The organism is Gilliamella sp. ESL0254, assembly GCF_013344985.1.
Lineage (GTDB): Bacteria > Pseudomonadota > Gammaproteobacteria > Enterobacterales > Orbaceae > Gilliamella > Gilliamella bombicola.
In genome coordinates, this window is the sequence record NZ_JAAEDU010000002.1 from 198,894 (window position 1) to 221,769 (window position 22,876).

Below are 22,876 nucleotides of genomic sequence, written 5' to 3' on the forward strand. Positions count from 1 at the left end.
TTACTCCTTACCGCTGGCACCAAATACACCACCACGAATTAATACCGCAATTACATAATGTTGCTGATCAAGCGATGGTTTTTCACCTTTTAAAACCCAATTATCAAATAAGGTATAAAAATCTAATTTCTGTTTTGGTTGGCGGAAAGCATGTCCCATTGAAGTAACCGAGCCATACGGTTCTATCGCTATTGGAAATTGTGCATTATCTTCATACCAAGTATCGATGGTTCGGATAGCATTACTGACTTTTTGTGAATGCATGGCGGCTTGTTTGTTCTTCTCATACAATACTTTACTTTTAGTTTTGCCAGTATCTAGAATTAATTCTTGTGACGGGTAAACTTCTTGACCTAAGCCCATTTTCAGTTTGGCTTCAACGTTAAAAATCACAAACTCTTTACCGGATAATCCTGCTTCAATCAGTTTAGCAAGATCATTTACCGATTTATCATCATAATCAAATGCATTAAGCTGATATTGTTTAACATCACTGACTTCAATGAATGGTTTTTTATCATTTTTTCGAGTAACTGAAAGGCTAATTTGCTCCGCGGTCATACGATTACGCCATAACCAACGACCATTTAAGATATTAATGGCATAACGCTTAGCCAAGTTAAGCATTCCTTGCGTTTGAATATAATCCTGCGTTGTTTTTTCTAGTTCTTTTTGATATTCGATATCATTACACACGGAAGGTTTACCTAAAAATGGCAACACTTTGCAGCTCCATGTCACAACCAAAGTATCTTTATCAGCATCTAACGCAGCAACATCAACTGTTTGTAAATTTGGCTTTTGTATTTCAGCATCTAATTTGGTTGGATCGTTTGCAACTGCATTTTTAAGACGATTTGAAATAGTGCCTCGCACTGATTTTTCAGTGACTACAACAGGAGATAATTTAGTGGCATCTGCATTATCTTGCTGTGCAAAAATCGCATCAGAAATATCAAAACTACGTTCAAAAGCAAGTACGCTGGCGGTGGTGATTTTATCTTTACTCATAATGTATTCCTTATTCTATAATTTTCTAAATTTACTTAATTGGTTTCTTGATTAATAATATAAATTTCTGCATCATTAGATTGCAATTCACTGCATTTATAACGCCAAAAAGCCTGTGATAAATTCTCTTTCAAGCGTAAAGGAAAGACCCATTTACCGAGCCCATAAATACACTCCACAAATTGCGTGGCATGCTCATTACTGCGCGCATGTTCAACCTTACCTGCTGAAAATAGTGGCGAAATAGCTTGATAGCCCAAATGTAAAGGCACAAGCCAACCGCGCCCTTGTTTAACTGATGTAGTTTGCCAATGATCTTTTTCTTGAGGATGATGATGTAACATTGCGGTTTCAATCAAGGCATCAAGCGCTGTAGCATTAGGATCTTGTTGCTGTAATTCCGCAGTGATATCTTGTAAATCTTGTGGTGCTTCAACTAAAACAAATGCTGGTAACAAAGCTTTAATTAAATCATCATGAGATTTAAAGGCAGGGAATAATTCTACCGATTCAATAGATTCTACATATCCACCAGCTATACGTTGCTGGTATAACTTATTCTTCATCTGTGTAATAAATTCTTCTTTATCTTCAGCTTTATTCAAACAAGACCGAGACTGCACTTTTACTTCTACAACTAATGAAACATCTAGATGAACTCGCCCTTCTTCAATAATTGAACGGGTACTACCATTTTTAGCCAGTGGGTTGCGTGTTAATCGGAAAGTATAATCCGCATAATTGTTAGGTCGATAAACTTGTACATTACATTCATGACATGCGATTAACACGCCATCTAAGTAAATAGGATTTTCTGATTCAATTTTACGACTTAAAGCATGAATAGCGCCTAAAAATCCCGAAATAGCAGGAAAGCCATACGTTAATGGGCTAGAAATTGCATTGGCATTATGAACTTTGACATGATCAAATAATAAATAATAACGTAATGATGCCATTAAAATATCCCCTCCCTTTTACGTTGACTTGCTTTTACCGCTGCATTAAATTCACGGCGCCATTCGCTAAATTCAGGATCAGCAAATTGCTGTTTAAAATTTTTAAATTTTTCTTTTAAAATAGTTTGAATCCAAAAAGCAAATTGCTTTTCTAATTCTTGTTGCCAATCGCTTTGTTCATATCTTATTTTAAAATCGGTTTCGCCATCCAACATGACTCGTTTTGGATCAAGCCAAAGTTGTTGAGTTAGATTTAGTGAGGATTCCCTACTCCAACCAGCCCTTTTGGTCATTTGGATATGCGCAACGAACTTAAGAATTAATGTTAAGATGACAAAAAAAGCCTCTTTTCTATTGTTTCTCACAACAAAAATATTTTTTTTTGCTTCAACAGTATCAAATAATAACTTAAAACCATATCGACAATAATATTGAAATGAACTATTAAAAATGGTTTCTTGAAAATTTGTAATTGATGGAAACTGAGGTTTTTGAAATTTAGGTGGCATGGAAGGTAACAAAAAATTACGCCCCATTTGACTACCAATAAGTTGGCTTGCATTTTGAGCATTACTGCCACCCAGTTTAACAACGGCTAAATCATGAAAAGAAAAATAAGATTGATACTCAACATCCTTTTTTTTACGTAATTCTCGTGCATTTTTATTTTCTTCCGAAAATCGGGTTTGCACCTTCTGATAAACCAAATGGCACAAAGCACTAGGATGTAGTGGAATCAATAAGCGGTAATTATTTTCATGCTGTGACAAATAAGTTTCTTCACTATTCGGCCAGAAAATTTGCTTATTAAGTTCCGAAGCCTGCGCATCACTCCAATTATCTCTAAGTAACTGCTGAAAATTTTCCAAATAAAGAGTAGATTTATTTTTATCATCAGATAAAGCTTCTTGAACAGCAGGGTGATTATTAATAATAAGCTGTAAAATTGTTATATCATTTTTAACGACTTGGTTTAAAAGCCCAAATATATCTAAAGCCGCAGCACCACTGGCATCAAAAGGCAAAGTGTTCACTGTAGCAGATGATACTAAATTATTCAGATTATTAGGCTTTATCTGCGTATTGTAATTTGCGTTACAAGCCTTCGAGCTCGGGTGAACTCCTTTAGCTATATGGGTAGCAATAAGAAGCCATGAAATACGACGAATAGCTGCATCTTCCATCCACGTTTCAAAATCAAATCGCTTGGCTAACTCATCTAACTTTTGCTGAGCTTCATTAACTGCAACTAAATCACCCGCTTCTTTTGCTTTTTCTAGCTTAGCGGTTTCACTTTTATAATTACTATTATTGGCAAGCCGTTGTTGTAGAAAGTCTAAAATTACCTTTCTTATATCTTGCCAAGAAATATTGTTCATTGGCCCTCCTTATATTTTTTCGAAATTAAAAAGGCTTATATCATTAAATATAAGCCTTTAATTTAATGCTATGCTGCTTTAAATTTTAAGTATAAATTCAATATATTTAAAGCATTACTGTTATACACCCATTCTTTATTGGAATTAAGATATCTATAATTATCTTGTTCAAGCTTTAATTTCTTAACCAAATATTTAATTTCTTTAATTGTCGAAATATTTAGAATTTTCATTAGATCTCGAATTGAATAATATTTAGATTGCGTAGGTAATCCAACAATTAATTCATCATTAGCAGCAGGCGAATCAATAACAAATTTTTGCACTTGATTTAGTAATTCTTTATCAAAAGAAATTTGACGAGGTATAACAAAATATTTATTATTAGACATAGTATTTCTCCTTCATTTATGCCTAGGTTGAAATATGCTCTTATCAAATGACGTAAACATCGGATAAGAGCTTCTTAATATTTGTGAGTAAATCACGAAACAAATATATACGAAAAGAGCGGATAGATCAATAATAAATTAAAAGCAAAATATAATGGGAATGTTATTTTTATAAATTAAGCGTTATTGGCAAATAAAAACCGCCTATGCGGCGGTGGAACTATTAAATTAAAACAAAAATTTAATGTTTCTAAACTGCTTACACAGCAGTGCCATCAAGTATAAAAGAATTCCCTACCTTTTACTAGCAACCATTATTCACCTGACGATATTTTGTCAAAAAGTTTCAGGTAACTATGTGTTTCAGTATAAAAACAATATTCTTTTATCCTTTCTTTTCATAAAATCCTAAATAAGGATGAAAATACCAACTGCTATTACGATATAAGCTTACGCTACAAAATTCATTCGCTAATCGATATGGCGTTTTATTTGGGAAATATTCGGTTATTTTTGCTATGGCTTGCTCGACACTATTAACCAACCAAGGTTGAATGTTAGGATTAGCAAATGACCAGTTTTTATATTCAATTATACTATTTTGTGTATCTTTACAGCACTCATCTGGTGTTTGCCATGCCACATCTGCATAGCTAAATTGATAATCCCCATCATCATCAAGTTGGCAAATATATTCATCTTGCGTGTGACCATCATCCCTAAATGGTGAAATTGCCTGTAAATGCACGCAATGGTGATGAGCTAAGCCTTGTTGCCAATAGCTGGTGACATAATTACTTTTGCGTGCGTTAATGGCAAATAAATCGGCCATGACCTTATGCTCTAATTCAGCTAGCGTTAGCCCATCTTCAGGGCAGGACTTAATACGTGGAACCGCATCAATATTTACTAACTGATGAGCTGGAATTAGTTCATTGGTTTTATGGGTTTTCAGCAAGAATAATGACTCTTCTTCAAACCCTGGTTTAGTAAAACAGGCTTTATCCGTACAATACTTAGATTCAATTGCTTTTAAATTCGATCCTAATATGGCTACATTAGCTTTTTGTGCAATTTTTTGTGGCCGGTGACGCCATACCCGTCCAACTAACTGAATAATAGATCGCATGGATGAGGGTTCTACAATCGCCCAATCATAATCATGATCGCGCCCGACTTCGGTGACTGGCGTGCCTATCACAATAAAGATATGATTTTCTTTCTTGCTACTTTTTATAGCCTGGAAAATTTCGGGTTGGCTAAATAGTGCTTGTTCATCACTGCGATTTAAAATTCTATCGAGTTTTTCTTCTAATTGGCTACGCAATAACAGCAGTTGCCGAGCATGATAGACCACGATATGAAAAGCGGTATCATTAGGTAACTTCTTTTGTTCATAAATTTGTTGTGTAAGTGAAATAACATCTTCTATATGGGCAAAACGCATTAAACCAATACTAACTTTTTTTTGTGATTTTTTATCTATTTGATGATGATCTTGGTGAAATTGATAAGCTTGATCTAATAGTTGTTTAGCCAGTACAGCATAATTGAATTTTTGATTCTCTGTTTTATTTTCTTGGTAATTTAATAGATCTAAAATATGCCCTTGGCGACGGATTGCACTTTGTGCTAATTGATGAATGCGTGTTGCTACAAATTGTTGATGGTGCTCGCTAAACGTTTTAGTATCAGCAATTTGTGATATCGACTGTTGATATTCATCAAACCAGCCACATACAATAGTATTATCGGCATATTGTTTATTTTGATTCCAAATTTTTCGCCCGGCTTGGTAAGCGTCAAATAATCCGGCAATTAAATCTGGTGTTAAAGTCGCCGATGACAGTAGTACTTTGCTCCCAAACAATCCGGCTAAATGCACTAAACGCGCTAGCGCTGGCAAGTCGTGTTGATCAAAATCATCGGGTTCATCTAAAATCAGATCTGAGGTTAACAATCTTAACGTTGGTGCAATATATTTACCGCCTCGGCTACATTCGCTAGCTTGAATAATATGGTCAATTGTGCATGTCACAATAGGCGCATAAAGTAATTGCCGTGCTTTACTATCTTCGATAATAGTACCTAATTCACAATCAGCAATACCACTTTCTGCTACATCAATATATTCATCAAGTAACGATTCGATAGATTCACTACCTTGGTTTTCTGATTTTTTTTGAGAATCGTTTTGTTCAATGTCTTCATTACTCAGTTCAAACAAGGTTTTTGTGGCTCGCCCACCCACTAAAATCGCCAGATGTTCATCACTTAAGTGTAATCTTTCTCTTAATGCTTTACCTGTTTGCAACGTTAAAACACGTAATCCCAATGCAATGGTAAAACGAACGCCCCGTTTTGGATTTGAAAGCGCATACATTATTCGCCCATTGGCTAAGGTTTTTCCGCAGCCAGTCGATGCCATATTCACACCAAAAAAGCCACATTCATCAGATATTGGTTGATAACTTTTCGCTAAATCAAAAGCATGATTTTGCCACTGGAAGCGTTCGACATTTGTATGTTCAGTAAAATCTTTGTGTTGATTAATTGTAGGCAGTTGGGTAGTAATTTTAGTTAATAAGTTAGTAAAACTCTCTGAATATTCAGCAACACCTAACAAATGTTCATCCAAATACTGCTTAGATTGCTTGCCTTCTTCACCTAGATAGGTGTTGGCAATTAGTGTTTGTTGGTAATTATTCTTTTTAGCTATAGGTGGCAAACTGGAATAATTGTAGTCAGCCGTCATCAAACATAAGCGCGAAATATGTAATAAAAAAGGATCTACTTGGCTTAACTGTATTAATGATTCTTGATTTAAACCTGCTGTAGAATATTCATTTAGTTTGCGTAGCCACAGTTTACTATTTGTTACGCTATCTTGAAGTTCCCAAAAATTTTCAGGTGCAGGATGCTGACTAAAGTTGTTTTTAACCCATCCTTCAACTGCAGTTAAATTTTCATAAAAGCTATCTATCGTTAACTTAGAAATATCAAAATCATCATTTTGCATACCTTTAAAATCTTTTGGTTCGACTAATACAAAAAATGGCATTCTATGATGCGAAACTATAAGCCAAGCAATCCATTGTGCTAATATTGGTAATATTGTGAGATCATTATATTCAATTTTGGTTAATTTTTTATGCCAATCTAGGTTTTGATTTTGAAATTCAGTAAAATTTGCTAAGCGCTCCAATACAGCTTGATTGGTAGTACAGCCTTGAATCATCAATAAAAATAGTTGTAATGAAATCCATTCATGACGATAAGGATCAGCTGCAACAAGACCTTTATTTAATTTATCTTGAAAGCCAACTGTTGCTTTGCCAAGGTCATGTAGTAATGCAGAAATAGCTGTAATTAACTGAATGTCTTTTAAATCAGAAGAATGAATCATATCCATGATGATAACTGATTAAATTAATTGAAATATAACAAACAAATTAACATTATTTTATATTAAAAACGAGCATTTTATTGTCTATTACGAGCAATTGAGTGATTGCAAAGTAATTATATTATGGCAGGAATTTTTAAAGACGAGCATTGCTCGTCTTTATCTTTGTGATTAGCAATAAAGTTGCTGTAATGGCGTTACGGTTTGTGCTGCATCGTAATCTAGCGCTGCAGTTGTAGCATAAGCAGCATTCATGGTGGTATCGTAATGTACCTTATATTGAATGGCACTTCGACGCAATATTTTTGACGCTTCAATGGCTGCTCGTCCAGAGGTGGTATTAAGAATATAGCTGTATTCGCCATTTTTTATGTGGTCATGGATATTTGGTCGCCCTTCGTTTTCTTTTTTTACAATTTGGCATGGTATATCTGCTTGTTGTAACACTTTTGCCGTACCAATAGTTGCGTCAATACTAAATCCATGCGCAATTAATCGTTTAGCAACTTCTAACAGCCTTTTTTTATCTTGATCACGAACCGATAATAATGCTTTTCCTGATTTTTTCATATTCGATAAGCTACCAAGTTGCGCTTTAGCAAAGGCTTCAGCAAAGGTTTTACCGATTCCCATCACTTCCCCCGTTGAGCGCATTTCTGGACCTAAGATTGGATCAACTCCACTGAATTTATTAAATGGCAATACCACTTCTTTTACTGAATAATAAGGAGGGATCACCTCTTTAGTCACATGTTGCTTGGCAAGTGATTGCCCTGTCATGACACGAGCGGCAATTTTAGCCAATGGTAAACCTGTTGCTTTTGAGACAAACGGTACGGTACGTGCTGCACGAGGATTAATTTCAATCAGATAAATTTGGTTATCTTTGATGGCAAATTGTCCATTCATTAAGCCTTTTACATTAAGTTCAAGTGCCAATTGTTTGGCCTGCTGTCGTAGTTTGTCTAAAATCTCTGCACTTAAGGTGTGAGTTGGTAGTGAGCAAGCGGAATCGCCAGAGTGAATGCCTGCTTGTTCAATATGTTCCATAATGCCACCAATCACAATTTGTTCACCATCAGCAATCACATCAATATCAACTTCAATGGCATCATCTAAAAAGTGATCGAGTAAGACTGGTGCATTATTTGATTCGCTTACTGCGGTTTTAAAATAACGCCTTAAATCTTGTTCATTATAGACAATTTCCATTGCGCGCCCCCCTAATACATAAGAAGGTCTAACTACTAATGGATAACCTATTTTTTCTGCTTTGATGACTGCCTCATTAATATCGGTTACTGTTGCGTTGACAGGTTGTTTTAATTTCAGTTTATCGACGACTTCTTGAAAGCGTTGACGATCTTCGGCTTTATCTATAGCATCGGGTGAGGTACCAATAATTGGTAGGCCAGCGGCTTCAAGCGCACGAGCAAGTTTTAGCGGTGTTTGCCCACCGTATTGCACAATAACACCATTTGGTTTTTCAACATGTGCAATTTCAAGCACATCTTCAAGCGTAACTGGCTCAAAATAGAGGCGGTCAGAAGTATCATAATCGGTTGACACAGTTTCGGGATTACAGTTAACCATAATGGTTTCATAACCATCCTCACGCAGAGCTAATGCCGCATGCACACAGCAATAATCAAACTCAATACCTTGTCCAATCCGATTAGGACCACCACCTAGGATCATAATTTTTTTACGGCTAAATTGAGGATTAGCTTCACACTCTTGCTCATAGGTTGAATAAAGATAAGCGGTATCTGTTGCAAATTCAGCTGCACAGGTATCTACCCGCTTATAAACAGGGTGAATATGATATTGATGACGTAAATCGCAAACCGATTGCTCGGTAGTATTAAGTAGTTTGGCAATGCGTAAATCTGAAAAACCTTTACGTTTTAATTGCCATAATGTTTCTGGATCGAGTTGTGCTAGTGACTGCTCTTTTAACTTGTTTTCAAAATTAACTAGCTCTTCAATTTGCACTAAAAACCAACGATCTATATTGGTTAATGTAAAGATCTCATCTAAACTCAATCCAGCCCTAAAGGCATCGGCAATATACCAAATACGATCGGCACCCGCTTCTTGGAGTTCATAACGAATTTTAGTGATATTTTTTTCATCGGTATAATCATCAATTTTAGGATCAAAACCTGAAGCGCCAACTTCAAGCCCTCGCAATGCTTTTTGTAATGATTCTTGGAAGGTACGCCCAATAGCCATGACTTCACCAACCGATTTCATTTGCGTGGTTAAACGATCGTTACAGCCCGCAAATTTTTCAAAATTAAAGCGTGGGATTTTAGTGACCACATAATCAATCGACGGTTCAAATGAGGCGGGGGTTTTACCGCCAGTAATATCATTAGATAATTCATCAAGAGTGTAACCAACTGCCAACTTAGCTGCAATTTTAGCAATTGGAAAACCGGTAGCTTTAGAAGCTAACGCTGATGAACGTGATACTCGCGGATTCATCTCAATGACAATTAATCGTCCGGTTTTAGGGTCGACCGAGAATTGCACATTGGAACCACCAGTTTCAACGCCAATTTCACGCAGTACGGCAATTGATGCATTACGCATGATTTGATACTCTTTATCTGTCAATGTTTGTGCTGGCGCAACGGTAATTGAATCACCAGTGTGAATACCCATTGGATCGAAGTTTTCAATTGAGCAAACAATAATGCAATTGTCATTTTTGTCTCGCACCACTTCCATTTCATACTCTTTCCAACCTATTAATGACTCATCGATGAGCAGTTCATTAGTAGGTGAAAGATCGAGCCCACGGGTACAGATTTCGTCAAATTCTTCCGTGTTATACGCAATTCCACCTCCTGTGCCACCCATGGTAAAGGACGGGCGAATTATGCAGGGAAAACCAACTTGCTCAAGAACGGCATACGCTTCTTTAAGCGAATGAGCAATGCCTGATCTTGCTGTATCAAGACCAATTTTTTTCATAGCCTCATCAAAACGTTTACGATCTTCGGCTTTATCTATAGCATCGGCTGTTGCGCCAATCATTTCGACATTAAACTCTTTTAATACGCCTTGTTTTTCAAGCTCTAATGCACAGTTTAGTGCTGTTTGCCCCCCCATGGTTGGTAAAATAGCATCGGGTCTTTCTTGTTCAATAATCTTGCGAACACATGTCCAATCAATTGGCTCGATATAAGTGGCATCGGCCAATTCAGGATCCGTCATGATAGTAGCAGGATTAGAGTTAACTAAAATAACGCGATAGCCTTCTTCACGTAGTGCCTTACAAGCTTGTGCACCAGAATAATCAAATTCACATGCTTGACCAATAACAATTGGGCCTGCGCCAATAATTAATATACTTTTGATATCTGTTCGCTTAGCCATAATTATTGCTCCTGCTTATAAATTTTAATTAACTCAATAAAGTGATCAAAAAGAGGTGCGGCATCATGCGGCCCGGGACTGGCTTCTGGGTGACCTTGGAAGCTAAAAGCTGGTTTTTGGTTATGATGAATACCTTGTAGTGAACCATCGAACAGTGATTTATGCGTCGCGCGTAAATGAGCGGGTAAACTTTCTTCATCTACTGCAAAACCATGGTTTTGTGCAGTAATCATCACCTGATTATTTTCCAGATCTTTCACTGGGTGATTTCCGCCATGATGACCAAACTTCATTTTGATCGTTTTGGCACCACATGCCAGCGCTAAAAGTTGATGACCTAAGCAGATGCCAAAGATAGGAATATCAGTGTTTAAAAACTGCTTAATAGCCTCAATTGCATAACTGCAAGGAGCGGGATCACCTGGACCATTAGATAAAAATATTCCGTCGGGCTTTAATGCAAGGACTTCTTTGGCTGTTGTTTTAGCTGGTACGACTGTTAATTTACAACCACGCTCAACTAACATACGCAAAATATTGCGTTTTACGCCAAAGTCATAGGCAACAACATGGTATGGTAATTGGGTATCTGGTATTGGATTAGTCTGCTGTTGTTGCCCTGTCCATAATATGCCTTCAGTCCAAATATAACTTTTTGAACAAGTCACTTCTTTAGCTAAATCAAGCCCACTTAATCCTTTAAAATTTATCGCCTGCTGTTTGGCTATTTCGGCTTTTTCAAGTAAGGTCTTTTTATCCATTGCCGTTATGATAACGCCATGCTGTGCCCCTTTTTCACGCAAAATACGCGTTAAGCGCCGTGTATCAATATCAGCAATGGCAATAACATTATGCTTTTTTAAATAGCTGGAAAGATCGAGTTCGCTTCTGTAGTTGCTAGCTAATAATGGCAAATCACGAATAACCAGCCCTTTTGCATAAACTTGACCGGATTCGGCATCATCATCATTTGTCCCTACATTACCAATATGAGGATAGGTCAATGTAACCAATTGTTCACAATAAGAGGGATCGGTAAGAATTTCTTGATAGCCGGTCATTGAGGTATTAAAAACCACTTCTCCAACAGTTTGACCATCAGCACCAATGGATTTTCCGATAAATTGCGAACCATCTTGTAACATAAGCAGGGCATAAGTTTGCATGATTAAAAAGACCTTTTTGAATAATTTATCGATATTTTTGAATATAAATTCAAATTCACTTATCTATAAAGATACAATAATTGACCATTTTATTACACTTTTTTGTACAAAAGAAGCAATATTATAAAAATTATCTTAATAAATAAGTCTAATTTTTGAGACACTTCTCAATATAAAGATAAAATATTGGGATTATTATAATGTTTAACTTGAATTTGCATAATTATTCAAATAGAATTATTTGAATAATTACGGTTATTAGGAGCAATATTATGCACGGTTTTTATCAGCGCCATTTTTTACGATTACTCGACTTTAGCCCTAGTGAAATCAATCAATTAATTAATCTTGCTATTGAATTAAAACAAGCCAAACAACAAGGGCAAGAACAACAACATTTGATAGGTAAAAATATTGCATTAATTTTTGAGAAAGACTCTACCCGTACTCGTTGTGCTTTCGAGGTTGGTGCATTTGATCAAGGTGCTAATGTCACTTATTTAGGACCAAGTGGTAGTCAAATTGGGCATAAAGAGTCAATTGCAGATACCGCGCGTGTACTGGGTCGAATGTATGACGGAATAGAGTATCGTGGTTATGGTCAACAAATTGTTGAAACGTTAGCAAAATATGCAGGAGTGCCTGTTTGGAATGGTCTGACGACCGAAGCACATCCAACCCAAATATTAGCCGATTTTATGACAATGAAAGAGCATATAGGAGATCGCCCATTAAGCAGTATTAAATTTGCCTATTTAGGCGATGCTCGGAATAATATGGGAAATTCATTAATGGAAGGTGCTGCGTTAATGGGGATGGAAATTCGATTAGTGGCCCCAAAAGCTTGTCAGCCGGAAGCCGAACTTGTGCAAAAGTGCCAAGATATTGCCAAAACAACCGGTGCCAAAATTATCTTAACTGAAGATGTTACTTTGGGCGTTAAAGATGTTAATTTTTTATATACTGATGTATGGGTCTCAATGGGGGAGCCAAAAGAAGTCTGGGATGAACGAGTTAAATTATTAACGCCTTATCAAGTAAATGAAAATGTAATCAAACTTACCAATAATCCAAATGTCAAATTTATGCACTGCTTGCCAGCTTTTCATGATACCAATACAACCGTGGGCAAACAGATGGCAGCACAATATGGTTTAATCAATGGACTTGAAGTAACTAATGACGTATTTGAATCTGAGCATAGTATTGTATTTGACGAGGCTGAAAACAGGTTACATACCATTAAAGCGGTAATGGTTGCAACATTAACCAAAGACGAATAATATTATCACAATCAATACAAAGGTGTTTTGTTAAAATAAGCGCCTTTCTTTTTGCCGACTTAATGTCGGCATAATTTTATCTAACAAGAATATTGAATCATGACCAAACAAGAGCGAAATAAAGATTTTAAAAAATACCTAAAACTGACCAATCCCATTCATTTCTTAGCAGTAGGATTGGGTAGTGGCATGTCACCGATTATGCCAGGTACCATGGGTTCATTAATGGCAATCCCGTTATGGCTTTTATTTTATGGATTACAGCCAGCTTTATACTGGATATTTATTTTAGTGACTTTTATTTTTGGTTGTTTTATTTGTCAAAAAACCTCGGATGATACACATACTCACGATTCAGGGCATATCGTTTGGGATGAATTTGTCGGCATGTGGATCACCTTATTTTTTATTCCGCAACTTTCAGTTATGTGGGTTGCCATAGCTTTTGTGGCATTTAGAGTGTTTGACATGGCAAAACCTTGGCCAATTCGCTGGTTTGATAAACGTGTACCGGGTGGATTTGGCATTATGGTAGATGATGTACTTGCCGCTATCTTTTCATCATTCACCGTTTATGCCATGACATTGATTATTTAAGATGAAATTTTATACTAAAACACATACTTTCCTGAAAGTTTTTGACAAAATTAGACTAAAACATCTTTTGTGACCAACCTAATTTGGTTGAAAGATTATTAAAGTAATCATAATCTTTGGTATGAATCAAATTAAATTCATACGATGAACGACGAATAATTACATCCTGTGTTGGTTTGACCGGTAAAATAATTTGGCTATCACAGGCAATATTTATATCAAGCGCAGTCGTTGGAAATTTAAGATGAATAGGATTATCTCCCTTAATAACTAATGGTCTAACTGCTAACGAATGCGGAAACATTGGCGTAATAATTAATGCGTCTAAATGAGGCGCTAAAATAGGTCCACCCGCTGATAGTGAATAAGCAGTAGAGCCTGTCGGTGTTGCAATAATCAATCCATCAGCTCGCTGTGAAAACGCATTGCGTTCATTAATGTAAACATCATAGTCAATCATATGGGCAACCGTATTTGGGGTCACAACAATTTCGTTCACAGCAAAACTTGAATTAATTAAATTGCCTTCATCATAAATAGAAACTTCTAGTAAAAAGCGAGGGTCATTGTCATATTCGCCGGCAATCACTGGGCTTAATTGTTCAATCACTTGTTCGTGTGATATGTCGGTTAAAAAACCTAAATTGCCACGATTGACTCCGATCACTTTAATTTTATATGGTGATAAGTAACGCGCAGAACGTAACATATTACCATCCCCTCCCACAACAATGGCTAAGTCAGCTTGCTGGCCAATTGTTTCTAAAGAAGCATAATGGCTAACGGGAAATTGAATATGGTCCGCCAAGCGCTCTTCAACTAATACACGAATGCCAAGTTTAACAAGCCAATCATAAAGCACTTGATGGGTTTCAATTGCTTCTAACTTACGCGGAAGTCCAATTAGACCAATGCATTTAAACGGTGTTCGCATAAAATATCCTTGTAATTTGTTACATAAAAAAATCTGTATTTTTTTGTCACAGGTCAAAAAATTACATATCAATGTGCCAATAAGCTTGTAATCATAAAAATTGTCCCCATAATAACCGTTATTCACTAAGTTTTCGACTACATTATTTGGAGTACCTTATGACAGAACAAGATAAAAATACGTCAGAAAATGAAACTAGCATTGACACACCAGCAGAAGAAACAATCGAACAAGAAGCAGCGTCACAGCCAAATCTTGAAGAGCAATTAAGTGCAAAAGATGCACGCATTGCAGAACTTGAACAAGCGTTGCAATTAGCTAAAAAAAATGAAAGTGAAGCGATGATTCGTGCTCGAGCTGAAATTGATAATGTTCGTAAACGTGTTGAGCAAGATGTTGATAAAGCACGTAAATTCGCATTGGAAAAATTCTCTAATGAATTATTACCAGTTATTGATAATCTAGAACGCGCTTTAGAATCAACAGACAAAGCTAATCCAGAACATAAGGCTACTGTGGAAGGGCTAGAATTGACATTAAAATCATTCTTAGATACGGTCAAAAAATTTGGTATTGAAGTGATTGATACCGAAGATTCACAATTAAATCCTGATGTGCACCAAGCAATTAGCATGGTTGAATCACCAGAACATCAATCAGGTCAAATCGTTAATACGATTCAAAAAGGTTATACCTTAAATGGTCGTTTAATTCGTCCTGCGATGGTCATTGTTGCTAAATAGTTTAGTTCAAAAGGGTTAACCGCCATCGCTTTGGCGGTTAATTTTATTTATTCCGTTGCTCTTCACGAGTAATTTTTTTCATTTTTTGCTCGATTCGTTGACGTTTTAATGGTGAAAGATAATCAACAAATAGTTTACCTTTTAAGTGATCCATTTCGTGTTGAATACAGATAGCAAGTAGTTCATCGGCGTCAATTTCATAAGGATTACCATTACGATCAAGTGCTTTAATTTTGATTTTTTCAGCCCTTGGTACAAACCCGCGACAATCAGGTACTGATAGGCAACCTTCTTCTATACCGGTCTCACCTTCTTGGCTAATAACTTCTGGATTGATAATCACATAAACTTGACTTTTATCTTCTGATACATCAATCACAATAATTTGCTCATGCACATCCACTTGAGTTGACGCAAGGCCGATTCCGTTTTCGGCGTACATAGTTTCAATCATATTATCAATGATCGTTTGTAACTCTGGTGTGAACTGGGTAACAGGCTTAGCAACTTTGCGAAGTCGCTCATCAGGAAAACGTAATACCGGTAAAATAGCCATAAATTATTCGATCTACTCCTCAAATTTTAGGTTTATTCAAACTTTTCCACATTGTAAACATTTATCATACTGATGAATAGTCTTTGTTGGCTATTGCTAGTATTTATCTTATCAATTCAAGATAGTTAAATTATTTAACATGAGTACAAAAAAGTTATGATGAGTAAATATGAGTTCTTATTGCGAATTTCAATGCTTGGACATGGCAAACAAGCTATTTTTAAAAGAATTGGACAACTTGTTGCAAATGATTTACCTGATAACATACAAAATGTGCCTTTTTTGTTAGATAAGCTAGGTCTATTAGATGTTCAATTAGCACGTTTTTATGAAACTTCATATCTTCATTTTGAACCAATACTTGAATGGTTAGATTCACCCGGCCCACAAAAATACCTTATTACCTATTGTGATAGTGATTATCCATTATTACTCAAACAAATTTGCTCCCCGCCTTTGTTACTGTTTGTTTTAGGTAATCGACAGTTATTACATTCTCCTCAATTAGCTATGGTTGGAAGCCGTGAATTTAGTGAATATGGGGCTCAATGGGGGCGATATTTCGCAGGTGAATTGGCCATTAATGGTTTAACCATAACCAGTGGCTTGGCACTGGGGTTAGATGCAATTTGTCATCGTGGTGCACTTGAGGTGTCTGGCCATACAATTGCGGTGTTAGGTAGTGGTTTAGCAAAGATTGCACCAAGATCAAATTTAAACTTAGCAAATGATATTTTGGCGCAAAATGGTGCAATTGTGTCCGAATTTTTGCCATTTGAAAAGGCTAGATCAGTCTATTTCCCTCGTCGAAATCGAATTATTAGTGGATTAAGTTTAGGTACCTTTGTGGTTGAAGCTTCAGAAAAAAGCGGCTCGTTAATTACTGCGCGCTATGCACTTGAGCAAAATCGCGATGTGTTTGCCTTACCCGGTGATATTAATAATGAAAACTGTAGTGGAACACACTATCTAATTAAACAAGGTGCCTATTTAGTTTCTAAACCAGCTGATATTTTAGAGCATTATTGTAGTTATTTATCAGTAGCCAATAACTCGCATAATCAGTTTAAAAAAGAACAAAATAATTCTATTTTGTATCCTGAAATTTTTGCTGTGATTCATCATCAACCTATTCCGGTTGATATAATTGCCCGGCAAATTAATATGTCGATTTCAGAAGTCACGACCAAATTATTAGATATGGAATTAAAAGGATTAATTAAAACAGTGACTGGTGGTTATATTCGTAATAGGACTTTTTAAAAATAGAATTATTTTATTAAAAAATTTTAGAAAAGCATTTAGTTATGAATAAAATCCGCCGATACCCATCGGCGGTATGGCTATTTTTATTTATCTTCAATTTCAAGTGCAATTTCAGATAAGATAATACCCGTGTTGTCAGCATAGATAAAATCACCAGAAAAGAAGGTCACTCCACCAAAGTTTACACGAATATCAATTTCACCAACCCCTTGATCTTCGGCTCCAACAGGAATGGCTGCAAGTGCTTGAATACCAATGTCAGCTTCTGCCAAATAATCAACTTGGCGAACCGCGCCATAAACAATAATGCCTGCCCATTGATTTTGAATAGCGATATCAATCAGTTCAGCATCAATTAATGCACGGCGAACAGAACCACCACCATCAATTACCAAAATTTTACCTGAACCATCTGATTGTAAAATTTCGTATAGTAATCCGTTATCTTCAAAACATTTAACCGTTACTGCTTGACCTGAAAATGATGTCACACCACCAAAATTACTAAATATCGGTTCAACGACATTAATATCTTCAGGGTAATAATCGCAAAGAATTGAAGTATCAAACTCCATCACCTACTCTCCTTTTGCTGTCATTTTTAATTAAATTTAGTATAACGCTAACATTAAGTAAAACGATATTAAATTTAAATAAACGTGAGCTAGCTCAAAATAATACCCAAACAATAAAGTAAATTAGTCAATAAAGCAAGTTTGAGCATCTGTAATAACAAAGGTATCTCATATTTATGTTTATTAAATTGTGAAATCACATCAATATGTTTAATAAATAGCGATAATGTTGGTATAAATAAGCCACTATATTATCTTTGCATTTTAACCGTTAATTATGTTTTACTTATTATGTTACTTTGATAACCCTTTAAGAATCGTCTTACTCGACCTTCTCGCAATGCTGCAATAAAGAAGCCAAGTGAACCATATATGATCCCCAACAATAAAATCATAAAAACATTAAATAAATTATCTATTAAACCTAATCCCATTTGGTTTACGCCTGCAATCATATTGGTTGCCCAAGTTGATGGCAACATTTTGGAAACAATTTGTACCCAAAGAGGCATAGCATCAAGTGGCCAAATTGTGCCCGATAGATAAAACACTGGTGTTGTCAAAAATGCAAGTGTTAGATAAATCATTTCAGTTTTACGTAAACATTCTGTCAGTAATTTACTTAACCCTAAAACACCAAGTAACAATGGGAGTGTCATAATTAGAATTTCAGGTATATTTGCAAGCTGTCGATAACCAAGTACCCAAGGCCACAAACCAAATAGTACAATGGATAAAAATAACCATACCGGTATAAGACCACACAAGCTACCCAATATGACAATTTTTGGTGGTTTACCTTGTGGTAACGAGTTTAATGTAATATTAGTACGTGTTGAGGCAATTAAAAATGAATGTTGCAATAACATTACTAATAAACCCGGAAAGGTAATAGCGGCAAAACTGACACCAGGATTATAAAGTGGTTCTGTTTGACCATTTATTGGCGATAAAATAATATTGATCTGTTTATCTGAAAACCCACTATTACGCATTATTCGAGTATTATATTGAGTTAATATCTGTTGATAGATCCCTTTTATATCGACTTGTATTAAACCATTGGCTAAACGACTTGAAGCATCACCATATGCTGGTATTGTCACTTCTTCACCATTTAACAGCCGTTTTTCAAAATCTCTTGGAATCGTAAATACCGCAAAGAGTCGGTGATTATTAATATCATCATAAGCTTGCAAAGAACTCTCATATATAATGGTCTCTATTTTTGAACTAGTATTTAAAGAACGAATTAAACTTCGGCTGGTTGGAGTATGATCTTGATCGACTATCGCAACCGGCAAACTGGTAATAGTACCATTACTATAAACTAAGCTCATCAATGAAACAGACAATAGTAGCAACAACCACATTGGTCTAACTAATAAAAGCAAAAATATTTTTATAAATGAAGACCAAAATATTTTAAGCATCTTGGTGTTTCCTCTTACTGTGAATGTAGTCGTCTTACTAGACGTTTTCTCACTAACACAGTAATAATTATTGGGTAGACCATTAAAATACCACAGGTTTTTAATACTGAAAGATAACTAGAGTGACGTAAAAATAGATCAAACAGCTTATTGAGAGCATAAGTTAATGGTTCTAGTGATGAAATAAACCTTGCGATCCAAGGCATAGATAATTCGGGTACAACAACACCGGAATAAGTTAACGCAAGTCCAACTAAAATACCTATATAAGTATAAGCATCAATAGGGGTTTTAGTAAAGGTGTATAGCAAAATACCAATACTTTGAGCGGCAATCACATAGAAAAATACCACCGTTACCATGGCAAAAGGCGAACCTGATACACGAGCATGAGAAAACAGAACAAGCATCGCAATTTCAAAAATAAGCAACATGGTAAACCAAATTGTGTAAGGTGCTAATTTTCCTAAAACAAAAGGATAATTAGGGCGAGTTCGCTTTGGTAATTGTGCTAATAAATGAATCGTTGTTGTGACAACAAACAGCTGTAGTAGATGAACGACAGCTGAGAATTGCTGAAAGTACATTGAGTTACCACTGGCATTAAATAACCCATCATAATTGAAGTTTACTTTTGCCAGTTTAGGTACCGGTATCCCAATACTAGTTGCCATGGTGCTACGGTATTGGGTATTTAATGCCGCAATTAGGCCAGAATAATCCATAATAGAATATAACCCAGCACTATAATATAACGCGTTATAATATAGCATTGGTGTTGGCTGGCGACCGGCTAATACATCTGCTTCAAAATTCGGTGGAATATAAAAAATGGCATAAATTTTTGCTTTTTGCAAATCACGTTCAGCCTCAGAAAGCTGGCTATCATAATTAACCAGATTGGCATGTGCTCCAGCATTAAGATCGCGCACAATTTCACGCGATAAAACACTTTTATCATTATCGATATAGCCAACAGGGAGATCAAAAAGTACACCACGATAAAAGATACTACTGATTAATATAAAAATAATTAGCGGTAAAATCCACATTAACCAATGGAAAGTAAAACGCTTAAATATCACAGGTATTTCAGCATTAAACGCTTCTTTGAAGCGGTACCAAAAATCCCAAATTAGTTGTCTAATTTCCATAGTGTGCTCATACCTGCACGTAAACCAGCAATAGGAGTTGTTGGATAAAGTCTAACTTCAAAGGTTTTTAAGTCAAAATCACCGGTAGCTCGTGTTGCACGTTTTGTTGCATAATCACCCATAGGTGCGATATAACGAACTTCAGCTTCAATTTCTTTATTACCAAGAGCAGGGACTTCAAGCTTAACATGTTCGCCTTTATGAATATTAGGCATAATATTTTCACGAAGATTAAATATAAAGTACGCTTTTGGTAGTTGAATTACAGTCAATAATGGACTATTGGCATTAAATAACTCGCCAACTTCGGCTGGTATTGAACCAACCTCACCTTCAACGGGGGCCTTTACTTGTAAATCATCGTATTGAATTTGTAATTGTTTAAGTTGCTCTTCTGCCTCTTTTAATTTAGCATCATAAATTTCTCGTTGTTCAATACGATCACCATTTTTGGCTTGATCTAAATTAGCCTGTGCTGACTGAACTTGTTGAAAGGCTGCATCACGCGTTTTTAATGCATTATCTAAGATCGATTGAGAAACATAACCTTTGGCCGAAATAGCTTTGTTACGATCATATTCTTTGGATGCATTATCATAAGCAACTTTAGCTTGTTGAAGTAACGCTTCATAGTAGCGAATGCTTTCTTCACGTGTTCCATGTTCAGAAAGTGCAACTTGAGCTCGTGCTTGGTCGCAAGCCGCTTGTGCCGCTTTGACTTGTGCTAATAACTCTGGACTATCAAGCGTTATCAATATATCGCTTGGTTTTACATCATCACCTCGATTGACGTGTATTACCTGCACACGCCCTTTCGCTTTTGACGAAATACTAACATTAGGTGCATCAACCTCACCTTGTAATATAAGTTGGCTATTATGTGATCGAATTAGAATTGTCATTGAAATTAAAATAACAATTAACACAATAATAATAAAAATTTTTTTATTCATAAACTTTGCATGGAGTGATAATGATTAGATATGGCCTAAACAATTAGGATGATGGTATGCATTATAGATCTCACATTTATAAATTGTAACGATTACTGTATTACAAATTATACGAAAAGTGCTTTATTTTAATGAATAAAGAAAAATTTTTATTAAAAAAAAGAATATATCAACACGATCAATAATAAATACGACTATACTCCATTTGAGTTTTAAATAAATTTTAATAATAACAAAACATCAATTTAATAGGTTTTGTTTATAAATGATATTCGTTAAAAGAAATAGATAAAAACCTACTTATTTAGTATGATATTTTTAATTGATTACGATAAGGTTTGAAATTTATGAAAAAAATAATAATTATTGGTGGTGGAGCTGGGGGTTTAGAACTAGCTACAGACCTTGGCGATAAACTAGGAAAAGGAAACCAAGCTGAAATTACACTGATTGATAAAAATAGTTATCACCTATGGAAACCTTTATTACATGAAGTTGCCACTGGTATTTTGAACGAACAAGCTGATAGAATTGACTATGCAAAACAAGGGCAACAACACAATTTCCAATTTAATCAAGGTACTTTTACTAATCTTAATCGTGAAGAAAAGCAAGTTATTATTGAAAACTTAAATCACGAGTCTGTTTCTATTCCATATGATATTTTAGTTATGGCAATAGGCAGTACTTCAAACGATTTTGGTACGCCTGGTGTTAAAGAACATTGTATCTTTTTAGATGATCAAAATGCCGCTATTCGTTTACGTGAAACACTCATTGCAAAATTCTCTAGTTTTTGTTCGATTATTGATGAACATGAATCAACAACTGAAGATAAAATTCGTATAGCTATTGTTGGCGGCGGTGCGACAGGTGTTGAATTGGCCTCAGAATTACCCCATATGGTTGAAACATTTGGTGCTTGTGGACGCAATAAAATGTGTTCAGATTTGCTAGATGTATCAGTTATTGAAGCAACTGATCGTATTTTACCTGCATTACCTGAAAAAACAGCATTAGGTATTACCGAAACATTACAAAAACGTGGCATTCATGTGTTAACCAAAACCATGATAACTAAAGCGGAAAGTGATGGTTTTTATCCAAAAGAAGGCGATACCATCAACGCTGATATTATGATCTGGACTGCGGGCGTAAAAGCACCTGACTATCTAAAAGATATTGCTGGTTTAGAATCAAGTCGTTCTAATCAACTTGTTGTTAAACCAACACTACAAACAACACGCGATGATAATATTTTTGTTATTGGTGATTGTGCTTACGCGATGCAAGACAGCGGACGAGCCGCTCCCGCTACAGCACAAGCTGCACATCAGATGGCAAAAATCTGTTATGAAAACATTGTTAACATGTTAAATAATAAATCAATGAAATCGTTTAATTATACCGATAATGGAACGATTATTTCCCTGCATGATACAGCACAAGGTGTGGTTAAAATTGCAGGAAAACGAGAAATGAATGTTAAAGGATTTTTTGCTTTAACTATTCATCGCCTATTGTATCGTATGCATCAAGCAAGCTTATTAGGTATTTTCAAAACAATTCGATTTGTTAAAGCTAGTAAAGAGATGTATAAAAATAAATTTGCTTCTATCTTTACTCACCAAGACTAGTTTCCCATTTAGATAGCTACTTACAAAATACTATTTTATAAGTAG

18 protein-coding genes are annotated in these 22,876 nt (G+C 35.6%); 5 read left to right on the plus strand and 13 right to left on the minus strand.

What is annotated here, in order from left to right; genetic code table 11:
- The 7 genes from csy3 to carA all read right to left on the minus strand — a co-directional run bounded on the left by csy3 (window position 1) and on the right by carA (window position 11,700).
- Window positions 1-1,011, minus strand: a complete 1,011-nt coding sequence (gene csy3 / locus GYX25_RS07830; RefSeq protein WP_174787112.1) for a type I-F CRISPR-associated protein Csy3 — start codon at window positions 1,009-1,011, stop codon at window positions 1-3.
- A 35-nt stretch (window positions 1,012-1,046) separates the two neighbouring features.
- Window positions 1,047-1,970, minus strand: coding sequence for a type I-F CRISPR-associated protein Csy2 (csy2, locus tag GYX25_RS07835; protein ID WP_174787113.1), 924 nt, complete (start codon window positions 1,968-1,970; stop codon window positions 1,047-1,049).
- The gene (gene csy1 / locus GYX25_RS07840; protein ID WP_174787114.1) at window positions 1,970-3,349 is read right to left on the minus strand and encodes a type I-F CRISPR-associated protein Csy1; all 1,380 of its coding nucleotides are present in this window, start codon (window positions 3,347-3,349) and stop codon (window positions 1,970-1,972) included. The genes csy2 and csy1 overlap by 1 nt, the downstream gene beginning before the upstream one ends.
- A gap of 68 nt (window positions 3,350-3,417) precedes the next feature.
- Complete coding sequence (locus tag GYX25_RS07845; protein WP_174787115.1) at window positions 3,418-3,741, minus strand: hypothetical protein; 324 nt, start codon at window positions 3,739-3,741, stop codon at window positions 3,418-3,420.
- Between the two features lie 385 nt (window positions 3,742-4,126).
- Window positions 4,127-7,147, minus strand: a complete 3,021-nt coding sequence (gene cas3f, locus GYX25_RS07850) for a type I-F CRISPR-associated helicase Cas3f (RefSeq protein ID WP_238786063.1) — start codon at window positions 7,145-7,147, stop codon at window positions 4,127-4,129.
- A gap of 171 nt (window positions 7,148-7,318) precedes the next feature.
- Window positions 7,319-10,534: a carbamoyl-phosphate synthase large subunit gene (gene carB, locus GYX25_RS07855; RefSeq protein ID WP_174787117.1), complete on the minus strand. Its 3,216-nt coding sequence runs from the start codon at window positions 10,532-10,534 to the stop codon at window positions 7,319-7,321.
- Between the two features lie 2 nt (window positions 10,535-10,536).
- Window positions 10,537-11,700, minus strand: a complete 1,164-nt coding sequence (carA, locus tag GYX25_RS07860) for a glutamine-hydrolyzing carbamoyl-phosphate synthase small subunit (protein WP_174787118.1) — start codon at window positions 11,698-11,700, stop codon at window positions 10,537-10,539.
- A gap of 272 nt (window positions 11,701-11,972) precedes the next feature.
- Here carA and argF point away from each other — a divergent pair, with 272 nt between their 5' ends.
- Both argF and GYX25_RS07870 read left to right on the plus strand, forming a co-directional pair.
- On the plus strand, window positions 11,973-12,983 hold the full coding sequence (gene argF / locus GYX25_RS07865; protein ID WP_174787119.1) for an ornithine carbamoyltransferase: 1,011 nt from the start codon (window positions 11,973-11,975) through the stop codon (window positions 12,981-12,983).
- A 99-nt stretch (window positions 12,984-13,082) separates the two neighbouring features.
- Window positions 13,083-13,580: a phosphatidylglycerophosphatase A family protein gene (locus GYX25_RS07870; RefSeq protein ID WP_085247584.1), complete on the plus strand. Its 498-nt coding sequence runs from the start codon at window positions 13,083-13,085 to the stop codon at window positions 13,578-13,580.
- Window positions 13,581-13,635: 55 nt separating this feature from the next.
- Here the strand turns inward: GYX25_RS07870 and nadK are convergent, their stop codons facing one another.
- Window positions 13,636-14,514: an NAD(+) kinase gene (nadK, locus tag GYX25_RS07875; protein ID WP_091347994.1), complete on the minus strand. Its 879-nt coding sequence runs from the start codon at window positions 14,512-14,514 to the stop codon at window positions 13,636-13,638.
- A 158-nt stretch (window positions 14,515-14,672) separates the two neighbouring features.
- Between nadK and grpE the strand changes: the two genes are divergently transcribed.
- Entirely contained in the window at window positions 14,673-15,257 is a 585-nt protein-coding gene (grpE, locus tag GYX25_RS07880) for a nucleotide exchange factor GrpE (RefSeq protein ID WP_174787120.1), read from the plus strand.
- 43 nt (window positions 15,258-15,300) lie between these two features.
- On the opposite strand, the gene def is transcribed toward grpE, so the two are convergent.
- Window positions 15,301-15,813: a peptide deformylase gene (gene def, locus GYX25_RS07885; protein ID WP_091348004.1), complete on the minus strand. Its 513-nt coding sequence runs from the start codon at window positions 15,811-15,813 to the stop codon at window positions 15,301-15,303.
- A gap of 159 nt (window positions 15,814-15,972) precedes the next feature.
- Between def and dprA the strand changes: the two genes are divergently transcribed.
- Window positions 15,973-17,076, plus strand: coding sequence for a DNA-processing protein DprA (gene dprA, locus GYX25_RS07890; protein ID WP_238786067.1), 1,104 nt, complete (start codon window positions 15,973-15,975; stop codon window positions 17,074-17,076).
- Between the two features lie 86 nt (window positions 17,077-17,162).
- On the opposite strand, the gene rraA is transcribed toward dprA, so the two are convergent.
- From rraA to GYX25_RS07910, 4 genes are all read right to left on the minus strand, one after another.
- Window positions 17,163-17,654: a ribonuclease E activity regulator RraA gene (gene rraA, locus GYX25_RS07895; RefSeq protein WP_091348011.1), complete on the minus strand. Its 492-nt coding sequence runs from the start codon at window positions 17,652-17,654 to the stop codon at window positions 17,163-17,165.
- Between the two features lie 275 nt (window positions 17,655-17,929).
- Window positions 17,930-19,087, minus strand: a complete 1,158-nt coding sequence (locus GYX25_RS07900; protein WP_091348016.1) for an ABC transporter permease — start codon at window positions 19,085-19,087, stop codon at window positions 17,930-17,932.
- A 14-nt stretch (window positions 19,088-19,101) separates the two neighbouring features.
- Window positions 19,102-20,241: an ABC transporter permease gene (locus tag GYX25_RS07905; protein ID WP_091348020.1), complete on the minus strand. Its 1,140-nt coding sequence runs from the start codon at window positions 20,239-20,241 to the stop codon at window positions 19,102-19,104.
- Window positions 20,223-21,194: an HlyD family secretion protein gene (locus GYX25_RS07910; protein ID WP_091348024.1), complete on the minus strand. Its 972-nt coding sequence runs from the start codon at window positions 21,192-21,194 to the stop codon at window positions 20,223-20,225. The genes GYX25_RS07905 and GYX25_RS07910 overlap by 19 nt, the downstream gene beginning before the upstream one ends.
- Before the next feature lie 347 nt (window positions 21,195-21,541).
- Here GYX25_RS07910 and GYX25_RS07915 point away from each other — a divergent pair, with 347 nt between their 5' ends.
- Window positions 21,542-22,831, plus strand: a complete 1,290-nt coding sequence (locus GYX25_RS07915) for an NAD(P)/FAD-dependent oxidoreductase (RefSeq protein ID WP_091348028.1) — start codon at window positions 21,542-21,544, stop codon at window positions 22,829-22,831.
- Window positions 22,832-22,876: the final 45 nt, after the last annotated feature.